Annotated in this window: 11 protein-coding genes; 8 read left to right on the plus strand and 3 right to left on the minus strand. The window is 42.0% G+C overall.

Going from position 1 to position 12,647, the window contains the following annotated elements:
* The first annotated feature begins 129 nt into the window (after positions 1 to 129).
* Genes CVT07_RS03405 through CVT07_RS03440 form a run of 8 tightly spaced genes read left to right on the plus strand, consistent with a single transcriptional unit; the run spans position 130 to position 9,530 of the window.
* Complete coding sequence (locus CVT07_RS03405) at positions 130 to 897, plus strand: motility protein A (protein ID WP_004318159.1); 768 nt, start codon at positions 130 to 132, stop codon at positions 895 to 897.
* The gene (locus tag CVT07_RS03410) at positions 897 to 1,676 is read left to right on the plus strand and encodes a flagellar motor protein MotB (RefSeq protein WP_107936989.1); all 780 of its coding nucleotides are present in this window, start codon (positions 897 to 899) and stop codon (positions 1,674 to 1,676) included. Before CVT07_RS03405 ends, CVT07_RS03410 begins: the two co-directional genes overlap by 1 nt.
* Before the next feature lie 11 nt (positions 1,677 to 1,687).
* On the plus strand, positions 1,688 to 2,410 hold the full coding sequence (gene fliP / locus CVT07_RS03415; RefSeq protein WP_196779718.1) for a flagellar type III secretion system pore protein FliP: 723 nt from the start codon (positions 1,688 to 1,690) through the stop codon (positions 2,408 to 2,410).
* Positions 2,410 to 3,675, plus strand: coding sequence for a TolC family protein (locus CVT07_RS03420; RefSeq protein ID WP_107936991.1), 1,266 nt, complete (start codon positions 2,410 to 2,412; stop codon positions 3,673 to 3,675). Before fliP ends, CVT07_RS03420 begins: the two co-directional genes overlap by 1 nt.
* Positions 3,672 to 4,415, plus strand: coding sequence for an efflux RND transporter periplasmic adaptor subunit (locus CVT07_RS03425; protein WP_107936993.1), 744 nt, complete (start codon positions 3,672 to 3,674; stop codon positions 4,413 to 4,415). The genes CVT07_RS03420 and CVT07_RS03425 overlap by 4 nt, the downstream gene beginning before the upstream one ends.
* Positions 4,412 to 7,438: an efflux RND transporter permease subunit gene (locus CVT07_RS03430; RefSeq protein WP_107936995.1), complete on the plus strand. Its 3,027-nt coding sequence runs from the start codon at positions 4,412 to 4,414 to the stop codon at positions 7,436 to 7,438. Before CVT07_RS03425 ends, CVT07_RS03430 begins: the two co-directional genes overlap by 4 nt.
* The gene (locus CVT07_RS03435; protein WP_107936997.1) at positions 7,435 to 8,670 is read left to right on the plus strand and encodes a TolC family protein; all 1,236 of its coding nucleotides are present in this window, start codon (positions 7,435 to 7,437) and stop codon (positions 8,668 to 8,670) included. Before CVT07_RS03430 ends, CVT07_RS03435 begins: the two co-directional genes overlap by 4 nt.
* On the plus strand, positions 8,667 to 9,530 hold the full coding sequence (locus tag CVT07_RS03440; protein ID WP_107936999.1) for an EamA family transporter: 864 nt from the start codon (positions 8,667 to 8,669) through the stop codon (positions 9,528 to 9,530). The genes CVT07_RS03435 and CVT07_RS03440 overlap by 4 nt, the downstream gene beginning before the upstream one ends.
* Before the next feature lie 29 nt (positions 9,531 to 9,559).
* Here the strand turns inward: CVT07_RS03440 and CVT07_RS03445 are convergent, their stop codons facing one another.
* The 3 genes from CVT07_RS03445 to CVT07_RS03455 are packed head-to-tail and all read right to left on the minus strand — an operon-like array spanning position 9,560 to position 12,643.
* On the minus strand, positions 9,560 to 9,928 hold the full coding sequence (locus tag CVT07_RS03445; RefSeq protein ID WP_107937001.1) for a hypothetical protein: 369 nt from the start codon (positions 9,926 to 9,928) through the stop codon (positions 9,560 to 9,562).
* A 52-nt stretch (positions 9,929 to 9,980) separates the two neighbouring features.
* Positions 9,981 to 11,228 (minus strand): ComEC/Rec2 family competence protein, encoded by a 1,248-nt coding sequence (locus tag CVT07_RS03450; protein ID WP_107937003.1) that lies wholly within the window; start codon positions 11,226 to 11,228, stop codon positions 9,981 to 9,983.
* 2 nt (positions 11,229 to 11,230) lie between these two features.
* Positions 11,231 to 12,643: a replicative DNA helicase gene (locus CVT07_RS03455; RefSeq protein ID WP_021086979.1), complete on the minus strand. Its 1,413-nt coding sequence runs from the start codon at positions 12,641 to 12,643 to the stop codon at positions 11,231 to 11,233.
* Positions 12,644 to 12,647: the final 4 nt, after the last annotated feature.

Genomic DNA, 12,647 nt, shown 5'->3' on the forward strand with positions numbered 1-12,647 from the left:
CCTTTTAACGTTAAAAATTTCGCAGATTGTAGCAAAAAATGGCAAACATTTTTTTTAATTTAACGATTGTTTCAACAAAAAGCTAATAAAATAGCAATTCTTAAGAATTTATAAATAAAGCGAGTTTAAATGGATTTAGGAACCGTCGTCGGCTGGGTTTTGACCCTGGTGCTTTTGTTTGGATCAATGGCGATAGGCGTTGGTATAGGACCATACATCGATATCCCTTCTGTGATGATCGTTTTTGGTGGTACTATCGGCGTTATGATGGTTGGCTTCAAGATGGAGACGCTTAAAGGTGTTGGTAAATTTTATGGTGTCGCTGTTAAGCCATCAGTCGTTGTAAATTTACCTGAGACTATAAAAAAAGTAGTTGATTATTCAACCAAAGCTAGGCGAGATGGCATCTTAGCACTTGAGAGCGAAGTAAATAACGAATCAAATCAGTTTTTAAAAAAAGGCCTTTCGATGGCGGTCGATGGCAATGAGCCAGACGCGATCAGAGCGCTTTTAGAGATCGATATCGATCAGACTAGCACAAGGCATGCAAACAACATCAAAATTTTCGAGCAAGTCGGTGGTTTTGCGGGTGCGATGGGTATGATCGGTACGCTCATTGGTCTTGTTGCGATGCTTCTTAATATGTCAGACCCTAGTGCGATCGGTCCATCTATGGCGGTTGCCTTGCTTACGACACTTTATGGTGCGATGATAGGTAACATCATTGGCTCACCTGTTGCAAATATCCTCTCGATCCGCGATGCTGATGAGGCACTTGAGAAGCAAGTCATTTTAGAGGGTATCATGGCGATACAAGCAGGGGATAACCCAAGAACGCTTGAAGCTAAGCTTTTAGCATTTTTACCTCCAAAAGATAGAAAAAGTCAGTTTGAATAATGGGTAAATTAATAAAACCAGAAGAGTGCCCAAAGTGTATGCCTGAGTGGCTGGCTGCCTTTGGTGACCTTATGTCGCTCCTACTTTGCTTCTTCGTTTTGCTTCTTTCTATGGCTACGATGGATGCTAAAAAGATGGAGGCTGCTGTTGGCTCACTAGCTGGTGCGCTAAGCGTGCTAGAGGGTGGCGCAAGACCAGATAGTCAGGTAGAAAAAGAGACAGATCCTGAAAGCAGGCGCACTCCAAAGCCAAAAGCTCAAAAAGGCGCTCAAAACGAGATGAGTGCGACTGTTAAAAAGATAAATGAGCTACTAACGGCTAGCGGGGCACCTGAGATCACGATGGAGGAGAGCGAGGATGGCTTTATAGTTAGGCTTCCAGCTGCGATGCTCTTTGACAAAGATAGCGCTGAAATTTCTGGCGAGGATGCGAAGCTCTTTTTAAAGCGAATAGGCATGATCATAGCCAAAATGCCAAATGAGGTAAAAACAGATATCATCGGATACACTGATAATACAAATCCAAGCAAAGACTCTATATACAAAAACAACTGGCAGCTCTCTACCGCAAGGGCGCTAAGCGTGCTTGAAGAGCTAGTTAGCGATGGCGTGCTACAAGAGAGGCTTATCACTTCTGGCAGAGCCTCTTTCGATCCGATCGCTAGCAACAGCACAGACGAGGGCAGAGCTAAAAACAATAGAGTAGAAATTCACTTCGTTTCGCTCGAGCCAAAAAACAAAGAGGCTACTAAGAAAAGTATCCTTGATACGAGGAATTAGTCGTGAAAGCACTGCTTAGTTTAGCGGTTTTGTTTTGTGTGGTTTTTGGCGCTGATCCTGCGCTACCAACTATAAATTTAAGCCTAAATTCACCGCAAAATGCCGAGCAGCTTGTAAATTCACTAAATGTTTTACTAATCCTCACCGCACTAGCACTCGCTCCTTCACTCATCTTTATGATGACTAGCTTTTTGCGCCTTGTCATTGTATTTTCATTTTTGCGTCAAGCGATGGGCACACAGCAAGTGCCGCCTTCAACGGTGCTTATCTCGCTTGCGATGGTGCTTACATTTTTCATCATGGAGCCAGTTGGGCAAAGAAGCTACGATGAGGGCATAAAGCCTTATATAGCCGAGCAGATAGGCTATGAGGAGATGCTTGATAAGAGCTTAAAGCCATTTAAAGAATTTATGGTGAAAAACACTAGAGAGAAGGATCTTGCACTATTTTTTAGGATAAGAAATTTGCAAAATCCAGCAAATATCGAAGATATCCCGCTAAGTATCGCTATGTCAGCCTTTATGATAAGCGAGCTAAAGACGTCTTTTGAGATAGCATTTTTGCTCTACCTGCCATTTCTTGTCATCGACATGGTCGTAAGCTCCGTTTTGATGGCGATGGGTATGATGATGCTACCTCCTGTCATGATCTCGCTGCCATTTAAACTACTCATCTTTGTGCTAGTTGATGGCTGGAATTTACTAATAGGAAACCTCGTAAAGAGCTTTCACTGATGAAGAAAATTTTATTAGCACTTTTGCCTTTGGCACTATTTGGATCAAATTTAAGCGAGATAGCAAACAAGGCCACTCAAAACGAAATTTCAAAGATCAAAGAGCTTGAACTAAAAAGAGCAAATTTAAATGACGAAGCGACATCAAGCGCCTATTTGCCAAGCCTCAGCCTAGAGGGCTCATACGGAAAAAACGCAAGCACCTTCCCAAGCATAGTCGCCAAAGAGTCAGCTGGCGTGCTAGCTAGGATTGATTTTTTACTATATGATGGTGGAGCTAGAGAGGCTAGGCTAAAGATGAGCCAGCTTTTAAAAAACAAAGCCGCCATCGCAAGTGATGAGGCCAAAAACTACCTTGCCTTTAAGGCTGTAAATTTATACTTTAACGCCTGCGCACTTGAAAATATAATAGCTGCCAAAAAGGCTCAGGCAAATTTCTTAAAAGGCGTTTTAGACAAGCTTGAAAAGGCAAACAGTGCAGGTCTTGTCCCAAAAGATGAGCTAGAAAATGTGCGGGCAAAATACCACTTGGCAAACAGCGCGGAGCTTGAATACAAAAATAAAATGGAGCAAATTTTAAATGAGATAAATTTGCTAACAGGCGAGCAAATTTCGCCACTTAGCGGGGCAAAAATGGCTGAGATTAGCTCAAATTTAGCTTCAAAAAATGCCGAGCTTGACAGGCTAAGTCAAGATATATCTTTAAGCGAGGCTAAGCTTAGCGAGACAAGAGCTGGCTTTTTGCCCCAAATTTCGCTTTATGACACCTATGGATTTTATAAAAACAACTACGCCATCGAGCTTGGCAAATATAGCGCTTACCGCCCATATCTTGATAAATATCTAAAAGAAGATACGCACGGCAATAAATTTGGCGTTAGCTTTAGGTGGAAAATTTTTGACTTTTTTGCCACTAGCAAGATGAGCCAAGCTAGCAAGATCGCGCTTGATGAAGCGAGGCTAAATTTAGAGTATAAAAAGCGCGAAAACGAGACTAAACTTAAAAATTTACAAAACGAGATAGCAACTCTTAGCTCAAAGATCGCTTCACTAAATGAGTATGTAAAAGCAAGCGAACTTGCGCTTAAAGCGAGCTATGAAAAGTATAGCTCAGGGCTTTTAGGATATAGTGACCTGCTTGAAGCGCTCTCTCAGAAATTTGACGCTATTAGCCTTTTTGAGGGGGCGAAAGATGAGCTGGAGATAAAAAAGGCGGAGTATTTTTTTGAGAGTGGGGAGAGCATTTTAGAGAGGATTAGGGATTGAAAAAGCTGATAATTTTAATGATATTTTGCATCTTTTCATTTGCTAGTGAAGAGATTTTTGCTGATTTTGAAGTCTATGCCAAGCAAAGCTCAAAGCTTGCATTTGAGAGCAGCGGCAAGGTGGATAAAATTTTTGTAGATGTCTCAAGCCATGTTAAAAAGGGCGACGCTTTAGCTAGTCTTGATCAAACGAGCCTTGAGATCGCTCTAAAAAAGGCAAAAAACGACCTAGCGCTTGCCAAAAATGCCAAAGAATTTGCTAAAAGCACCTTTAATAAATTTAGTCAAGTAAAGGACGTCACTTCAAAGCAAGAATTTGATGAGGTAAAGTATAAATTTGACGAGGCAGCTCTAAGAGTTCAAGCGGCTGAGATAGCTATTTTAAACGCAGATGATCATCTTAAAAAGGCCGTTTTAAAAGCTCCGTTTGATGGCGTCATAGCTAGTAAAAATGTCGAGCTTGGCGAGAGTGCTTCGCCGCTTCAGCCAGCCTTTGTTCTAAACTCCGAGGAGGCTAAAATTTTAATAGCGATTGACGAAAAATATGCAAATTTAGTAAAAGTTGGCGATACGTTTAAATTTAAACTTGACGCGACGAGCGAGGAAAAAGAGGTTAAAATCGCGCTAATTTACCCAGAGATTAAGCGAGAGACTAGGAAATTTTACGCCCAGGCTTATGACACTGGGCTAAAGCCAGGCATGTTTGGTCAAGGAAAAGTGATAATCGGCGAAAATAAATGATAAAAACAGCCATAAACCGCCCCATAACTACGCTTATGATATTTTTAAGCCTCGTTGTCTTTGGCATCTACTCGCTAAAGACGATGAACGTAAATTTATACCCGCAAGTAAATATCCCAATCGTTAAGATCACGACCTACGCAAATGGCGATATGAACTACATCAAGACAAAGATCACGCAAAAGATCGAGGACGAGGTCTCAAGCATCGAGGGGATAAAAAAGCTTTACTCAACCAGCTTTGACAACCTAAGCGTGGTAAGCATCGAATTTGAGCTAAACAAAGACCTGGAGAGCGCTACAAATGACGTTCGCGACAAGATGCAAAAGGCAAGGTTAAACGCAAACTACGAGATAGAAAAGCTAAACGGCCTCTCTTCAGCCGTCTTCAGCCTCTTTATCACAAGGCTTGATGGCAACGAAACTGAGCTCATGCAAGAGATAGATGATGTGGCAAAGCCATTTTTAGAGCGCATTAGCGGCGTCTCAAAGGTCAAGACAAATGGCTTTTTAGAGCCAGCGGTGAAAATTTTGCTAGATAGATTTAAGCTTGATAAAAACGCTCTTAGCGCAAACGAAGTGGCAAATTTGATAAAGGTTGAAAATTTAAAAGCACCGCTTGGCAAGATAGAAAATGAGCAGATCCAAATGGCGATAAAGTCAAATTTCAGCGCCAAAAGCATAGATGAGATAAGAAATTTAACGATCAAACAAGGGGTCTTTTTAAAAGATATCGCAAGTGTTGATCTCGCTTACAAAGACGCAAACGAAGCAGCGATAATGGATAAAAAAAGTGGCGTCTTGCTTGGTCTTGAGCTAGCCCCAGATGCAAACGCCCTAACCGTGATCGCTCTAGCAAAATCAAAGCTAGAGCAGTTTAAAAGCCTGCTTGGCAGCGAATACGACGTAAAAATAGCCTACGATAAGAGCGAAGTGATACAAAAGCACATCGATCAAACCGCCTTTGATATGATCCTTGGCGTCTTGCTGACCATCGTGATCGTCTATCTGTTTTTAAGAAATTTCTCGATCACCATCATCTCAGTCGTAGCGATCCCAACTAGCATCGTGGCGACATTTTTCATCATAAATGCCCTAGGCTACGATATAAACCGCCTAAGCCTCATAGCGCTCACACTTGGCATCGGAATTTTCATCGACGATGCGATAGTTGTCACTGAAAATATCGCTAGCAAGCTAAAAGATGAGCCAAATGCCCTAAAAGCAAGCTTTGCAGGCATAAAAGAGATAGCATTTAGCGTCTTTGCGATCTCGCTAGTGCTGCTTTGCGTCTTTGTGCCAATAGCCTTTATGAGCGGCATCGTTGGCAAATACTTTAACTCCTTTGCGATGAGCGTGGCAGCTGGCATCGTCATCTCGTTTTTTGTGAGCATCTTTCTTGTGCCAATGCTTAGTGCAAGGTTTGTAAATGCCAAAGAAAGCAGCTTTTTTCTAAAGAGTGAGCCCTTTTTTGAGGCTCTTGAAAATGGCTATGAGAAGCTTTTAGCCTTAGCGCTTAAATTTAAACTCATATTTTTAGCTATAACGCTTGTGGTCGTTATTTGCTCATTTGCTCTGGCTAAATTTGTAGGCGGTGACTTCATGCCAAGCGAGGATAACTCGGAGTTTAACATCTACTTTAAGCTTGATCCCTCACTTAGCTTGCAAGCTAGCAAAGAGAGGCTAAAAGATAAAATTTCACTCATAAATGCCGATCCTCAGGTCGCTTACGCCTACTTCATCCTTGGCTACACAGACGCCAAGCAGCCTTATCTTGTAAAGGCTTACGTTAGGCTAAAGGAGCTAAAAGATAGAGCTAATCACGAGCGGCAAAACGCTATCATGCAGAGGTTTCGTGATAAGCTAAAAAGTGATGATATGAGCGTAATCGTAGCTGATCTGCCAGTGGTTGAAGGTGGCGATGTGCAGCCAGTTAAGCTTACTATCACCTCTGAAAATGGCAAAGAGCTAGAGAAATTTGTGCCAAAGATCAGCAAAATGCTAAAAGAGATAAATGACGCAACGGACGTAAATTCGCCCGAAGAAGATCTGCTAAAGCGCGTGCAAATTTCTATCGATGAAGATAAGGCTAAGAGGCTAAATTTAGACAAAGCCAGCGTTGCAAGCGCCGTTTATAGCGCATTTAGTCAGAACGAGGTCTCTGTTTTTGAAAACGAAAATGGCAAAGAGTATGAGCTTTACATGCGTCTTGATGATAAATTTAGAAGCGATACAGATGATATCTTAAAGACCAAGATAAGAAGCAATGAGGGCTTTTTCGTGACACTTGGCGATGTGGCGACGATTAGTTTTGAGCAAAAGCCAGCTAGTATTTCAAGGTTTAATAGAGCCGATGAGATCAAATTTCTAGCAAATACCAAAAACAACGCTCCGCTAAATAGCGTGGCAAATGAAATTTCAAAGAAGCTTGATGAAATTTTGCCAGCAAATTTCAAGTATAAATTTCTTGGATTTGTTGAGCTGATGGACGATACGAACGCTTCGTTTATCTTTACGGTAAGCGCTAGCGCGGTGCTTATTTACATGGTGCTAGCTGCACTTTATGAGAGCTTTTTGCTGCCATTTCTCATCATGCTCGCCATGCCGCTTGCCTTTTGTGGCGTCGTGATAGGGCTTTTTATAAGCGGCAATCCATTTAGCCTATTTGTCATGGTTGGCGTCATCTTGCTCTTTGGCATGGTCGGTAAAAACGCCATTTTGGTGGTTGATTTTGCAAACCACTTTGCAAATAGCGGCATGGAGGCAAATGAAGCTGTGAAAATGGCTGCTAAAAAGCGACTAAGGGCTGTTTTGATGACCACTTTTGCGATGATATTTGCCATGCTGCCACTTGCTCTTAGCAGGGGTGCTGGCTATGAGGCCAACTCACCTATGGCTATAAGCATCATCTTTGGGCTTATTAGCTCGACTTTACTAAGCTTGCTTGTCGTGCCAGTGCTTTTTGCATGGGTCTATAATCTTGATAAATTTATAAGAAAATTTTATGAAAGGGAGAGAATTTGAAGAAGATTTTGGCTGTTTTGCTCTTTGCTTTGCCTCTTTGGGCTGGAAATTTACTAGAGATCATCGCTCTGGCGCAAAGTGCGAAGCTTGAGAGTTTGAAAGAATTTAATAAAAATGAATATATAAATAAAAATAAGAGCAACAAGCTAAATTTATCCCTTGACGGCAGATATACCTTTGTGCCTGACGAGCTAAAGGGCGGATATATGACAAAGGCTGGCTCGATCACGGCAAAGGTCGAGTATCTCATCTTTGATGGTGGTGCGAGTGAGGCTTCGGATAAAATTTTAGACCACAAGGGTGTGGAGAAAATTTACAAGGACGAAGAGCTGATGAATTTAACCGCTTTTCAGGTTGCAAAGGTCTATTTTAACGCCGTTGCGCTAAATTCGCTGATAAATTTAGAGACAAAATTTGTAGATAGCTTTGCCAAGGCTGCTGCTGAAAATGAGTTTTGGTTTGAGTATGGCGAGATAGATAAGAGCGAATTTGATGCGATAAATTTCACCTTAAATAAAAAAAGAGCCGAGCTTGACGAGCTTGGACTTAAGCTAGCTGAGCTAAACTCAAGGATAAATTTGCTCTCAAACGGCGAGATCGGCTTTAATGCTGGCTCAAAGATAGTGATGCCTGATTTTAGCAAAGATGATCTAAGCGCCAAGCTTGGGGCTATGGAGCAAGAAAAATATATAAAAGAGCAAGAAAATGAGAAGCAAAAGAGTAAATTTACTCCAAAAATTTACTTAAAAGATACGCAAAGTGTGAATAATAACAGCTTTAAAAAAGGCGAGAGGACGGCTTCGCAGATGGTTGATGCGTATGCTGATGCAAACAAGCCTAGAGTGGAGTTTGAGTGGAAGCTGCCAGATAGCCTAAGCCTTAGCAAGCAAAGCCAAACTAAGCGCATAGAGGAGCAAAAAGCTGCGCTTGATCTAAGCGACGAAGAAAACAGGATAATAGCTAGGCTAAAGGATCTAAGAGGCGTGATAGAGGGCCTAGGCGCTAGGCTAAATTTAGACTCGCTAAAGCAAGATAGCCTTGATAGTGACTTTAATGACCTGCTAAATGGCTATCTTAGCGGCAAGGTAAAATTTGAGCAGTTTTTATTTGTGAGTGAGAAAAATTTTAGCGACAGGGCAAATTTCATCCTAAATGGCGATTTGCTCGAGCTAAACAAGCTTGAATACTTTTTTGAATGCGCAAGAAATATAAATGAGGTGGTGATAGAATGAATAAACTGATCTTTGTGACCATTTTGTGGGCGTTTAGCTTTAGCTTGATAGGCGAGTTTTTAGCGGGCAAGGTCGATAGCTATCTGGCTGTTTTTGTGCGTGTGACGCTTGCAAGCCTAGTTTTTTTGCCATTTACGAAATTTCGAGGCGTTAGTCCAAAGCTAGCCCTTGGCATAATGGGCATAGGAGCGGTGCAAATAGGGCTCATGTATCTTTGCTACTACAACTCGTTTTTGTATCTAAGCGTGCCAGAAGTCGCGCTTTTTACCATTTTTACGCCGTTTTATGTCACGCTCATATACGATGCGTTTAGCTTTAAATTTAGACCGCTTTATCTTTTTAGTGTGGGCGTAGCGGTCTTTGGCGCGCTTATCATCAAGTATGGCGCGATAAACGAAGGGGCGATAAAGGGCTTTTTGCTGGTGCAAGGGGCAAACATCTGCTTTGGAGCAGGGCAGAGTGCCTATAAGGCGCTTTTGGAGAGATATGACGTGGATCAAAAAAAGGTCTTTGGCTACTTTCACTTTGGAGCGTTTTTTGTAGCAGTGATCGCACTAATAACCCTTGGCAATCCAGCTAAATTTCACGTAGATCTAACCCAAACTTTGGTGCTTTTGTGGCTTGGAGCGGTCGCTAGCGGGGTTGGCTATTTTATGTGGAACAAAGGCGCTTGCGAGGTCGATAGTGGCGTGCTTGCCATCATGAACAACGCCCTCATACCAGCTGCTATCATTGTAAATTTGGTCTTTTGGCAAAAGGACGCCAACCTAACAAGGCTTATTTTGGGCGCTGTGATAATGTATATCTCGCTATTAATTCACAATAGAGTGATGAAATTTTACGGCGTAAAGACAGCGTGAGGTTAAATTTAGGGTTAAATTTGAGCTATTTAAGCGCCTTGCATCTTTACAAGCTGGGCGTTTAGCTGCATTATCTGAGCAAAGATAGCTCCCTTTTTGGTCTGAAGTGAGGCCACTATCTCTTTTGCGTATGGGTTTTTGCTTGCACTTGCTTGCTTTATCGCAGTTTCAATCTCTTTTAGCTGTTTTTGCAGTTTTTCTAACTGCTTTTTTATGATATCGGCGCTACTCTCGCTCTCGTTATTTGTTTCGCTAACTAAATTTGAAGCGTCATGTAAGATAGCGCTTTTGTCGTTTTGTAAATTTTCGCTTTTTGAATTTGCCTCATCAGCCTTTAAATTTGCACTATTTGAAGAGCCATTTTTAGTTAAATTTATAAAATTTGAGTTTATCTGCATCGCCTCGCCTTTAAATTTAAAAGCATATCGGCAAATTTAGATAAAACTTTGACTATGAAAAATTTATCAAAAAGAGCAAAAACGCTACCACGCCAAAGAGTGGTGGAAGTAGGGCTAGGGATTTAAATTTAATGCAAAAAAGCGTGATGGCGTTATAAAGTAAAAAGACAAATGTGCTTATGTGAAGACTACCAGAGCTTAGTCTAAAAGCTAGCATCTTGTTTAAAATTTCATCAAAAATGCCGCCATATCCAAATAAATGAAGCAAAAAGCTTAGCGGATAAAATACGCCAAATAGGTAGTTGATAGCTAGCACGCTAAGCTGTAAGAGGCTAATGAGCGGGAAAAAGTAAAGCACCGCAACCTCCATCGCAAAAAAGACATATAAATTTAAGAGTAGCGAGTTTGCTAGCAGGCTAAATTTGGGCGCAAAATAGAAAAGATAGACGAAGATATAAAAGACGCCAAGGCATGAAAAATAAAAGCCAACGCTAAAAAGAAGCTGCGGAAATAGGGCGACGCTAAATAAAATAACGCCAAAGAGCGTGTAGAAATTTAAGATCTTTATCTTTTTGCAGATCATGTAAAAGCCAACCACGCTCATCAAAAATGCCCGCAAAAAGCTTGCTATAAAGCCGATCATGTAAAAGTAAAAGCAAAGCACCAAAAATACGGCGATAGTAAAGTCAAAAATGTAAGAGCGATATGGCATATATCTTGCGTAAATGGGTTTAAAAACGAGCCTTAAAAGAAAAAAGCAAACTGCGCTTATGACGCCAAGGTGATAGCCACTAATGGCGATGAGGTGCGCCACGCCCCAGTTTGAGACGTCATCTCTTAGCTCGCCAAAGACGTTTGTGCCAAGAAAGAGCGCTGAGTAAAGCTGCGAAATTTTAGCGTCTTCGTGCTGAGCGGAGATGAAATTTATAGCTCTTTGCCTTAGGCTATCATCTCTTTTAATAACGGCTCTATCGTAGCTTGGCATGTAAAATGAGCCAGAAAGATAGTTTTTAAAACTAACGTCTATTGGCTGAACGCTAAGCGCTACGACGTCATAAAGGCTGATCTCATCTTTTTTAGAAGCGGTTGTGTAAAAGCTAAAATTTGAGGTGTCGATCCTGATGATTTGGCGCTTTTTGCCGTTTTTGCTTTTAGTGAAATTTACGCTTACTTTGCCTAGGACGTCTTGCTCGCCAAGCTCCATAAATGCGCTGTATTCATGAAATTTAAGCGCTAAATTTATGCAAAAAAGCAAAATGCAAAGCAGGAGAAAATAAAATACACGCCTGCTTTTTGGCAAATTTACTCTTTAAATTCAGTTGATTGCACCGGTGTGGTGGCGATATCGCAAAAGCGTGAGTACTGCTTTTGAAAGAGCACATCGATAGATCCCACTTCGCCGTTTCTGTTTTTGCCAACGATGATCTCGGCATTTTCTTGAAGCTTGTTAAAAACGTGCTCGCTTTTATACTCTTTGCCCTCGGCTGCTGCCTTGCTCTTTTTCTCGTTCTCCTCTTGCTCCAGATAGACCTCGTGCCTATAGACAAAAAGGATGATGTCGGCGTCTTGCTCGATCGCGCCAGACTCTCTTAGGTCACTTAGCATAGGGCGCTTGTTTGCGCGTGCTTCAAGGCCGCGGTTTAGCTGCGAAAGTGCGATGATAGGCATATCTAGCTCGCGCGCCAGAAGCTTTAAGCCACGAGAAATTTCAGCTATTTGTATGTGGCGGTCGGCGTAGTTGTTTGTGCTCATCATAAGGCCGATGTAGTCGATGACGCAGAGTGAAATTTCAGGGTGAGCTGACTTTAGCTTGCGAAGCTGCGTCCTTACTTGGTGGATATTTACGTAGCCGCTATCGTGCACGAAGAGTTTGGCGTGCGAAAAGTCGCTGCATGCGTGGCTAAAGTGAGCGAGCTTCTCGTCGTCCAGGGTCGCTGTCATTATCTCTTGAAGTGGGATTGAGGTCTTATCTGCTAGCATCCTCATCATGATCTGCTCTGCTGGCATCTCAAGTGAGAAAAAAACGACGCCAGCGCCACTTTTTAAAACGTGCCCCATGAAATTTAGACAAAGCGTCGTTTTACCCATGCCAGGGCGTGCTGCGATGATGATGAGGTCGCCATTTTTAAAGCCTTTTATCATCTCATTTAGCTTTTTAAAGCCGGTGTTTAGTCCGATGATATCGCGCTCATTTAGGGCTGCTTGCTTTTGCATGTGCACGATCAAGCTTTTTATGATATCTTCGCTATCTCTGATGCTGCCAGTGCCGCTGCCATCGACAAGAGAGTAAAACTCCTGACTTAACTCATCGACCATATCGCGGCTAGCTTTGTCCTCATTTACCTTGCTTGGGATGTCGTGGGCGATCTTTACTAGACTGCGTTTTATCGATTTTTCTTTTAGCTCGTTTGCGTATCTTTGGATATCAATGATCGAGTTTGTGGCCAAAATGCTCGCCATGACGTTGTCATCGTAGTTTTCGCCAAGCTTGTTTTTGATAAATGTCGATGCGATAGGCACGTCGCCGTTTAGACAATCAACCATCGCTTTGTAAATTTGCGCGTGAGCCTTTAGGTAAAAGTCGCCAGCCTTGATCGTGTCAAAAATTTCGCCCAAAGCGTCGTTGTTTGCGATGATAGAGCTTAGTATGGCTCGCTCCATATCAAGGTCGTAAAGGTTGCTAAATTCTATCTCGTTAAGTCTCTCTTTTGCCACTGCT

Origin of the sequence: Campylobacter concisus, from assembly GCF_003048875.2 — a bacterium.
In the GTDB taxonomy this organism is placed as follows: domain Bacteria; phylum Campylobacterota; class Campylobacteria; order Campylobacterales; family Campylobacteraceae; genus Campylobacter_A; species Campylobacter_A concisus_AU.

Coding starts and splice junctions, on each gene's coding strand:
- CVT07_RS03405 (WP_004318159.1), top strand. CDS start 130: ATGGATTTAGGAACCGTCGTCGGCTGGGTTTTGACCCTGGTGCTTTTG.
- CVT07_RS03410 (WP_107936989.1), top strand. CDS start 897: ATGGGTAAATTAATAAAACCAGAAGAGTGCCCAAAGTGTATGCCTGAG.
- CVT07_RS03420 (WP_107936991.1), top strand. CDS start 2,410: ATGAAGAAAATTTTATTAGCACTTTTGCCTTTGGCACTATTTGGATCA.
- CVT07_RS03430 (WP_107936995.1), top strand. CDS start 4,412: ATGATAAAAACAGCCATAAACCGCCCCATAACTACGCTTATGATATTT.
- CVT07_RS03440 (WP_107936999.1), top strand. CDS start 8,667: ATGAATAAACTGATCTTTGTGACCATTTTGTGGGCGTTTAGCTTTAGC.
- CVT07_RS03445 (WP_107937001.1), bottom strand. CDS start 9,928: ATGCAGATAAACTCAAATTTTATAAATTTAACTAAAAATGGCTCTTCA.